Source organism: Aeromonas sp. PrichA-15, from assembly GCF_017939245.1.
GTDB classification, from domain to species: Bacteria; Pseudomonadota; Gammaproteobacteria; order Enterobacterales; family Aeromonadaceae; genus Aeromonas; species Aeromonas caviae.
Map to the genome: position 1 here is coordinate 1 of NZ_JAGKRH010000255.1, position 519 is coordinate 519.

General features: G+C 55.7%; 1 pseudogene. It reads right to left on the reverse strand.

Annotation, left to right across the window (positions count from 1 at the left end):
* Nucleotides 1–373, reverse strand: a pseudogene (locus J9889_RS20620) (IS1634 family transposase); the annotation flags it as partial.
* Nucleotides 374–519: the final 146 nt, after the last annotated feature.

Below are 519 nucleotides of genomic sequence, written 5' to 3' on the forward strand. Positions count from 1 at the left end.
TGGCTTGTTCGCTGCGCACCAGCAACCAACGTTGCGCGACCCCGGCATAATTCGCGTGTTGCCAACGGCCATGATAGCCATTGCCCAGAGCGGTCAGCGGTTGTGCACCTATGGTTGCCACGGCCTGCTTTGCCTCATTGAGAGTGGCGGGCACCCGGGTCACAAATAGTTGCTGCTGTTGCGCCAGTAATTGCAAGGTATCGGCGCAGTACAGTGCGGCATCGCCGACCAGATAACGGCACTCCTGCGCGGCCTTGAGACTGCTCAAATGGCGACGAACGGTCTGGGCAAAGGCTTTGGTGTCATTACTATTGCCGCTCAGGGCCTGCATATAGACAGGTAGGCCGGCCTGATTTTCACAGATGAGCTCAAGGTGCATATTCCGGCCGATCATGAACACCAATTCCGATTCAACGTGAACACCATTTCCGGACCAATGTGAACGCTCATTCCGGTTCAACCTGAACACTTCGCCCCTCCTTTCCGGAAACAGTGTTCAACATCCCGGAATCACTGTTC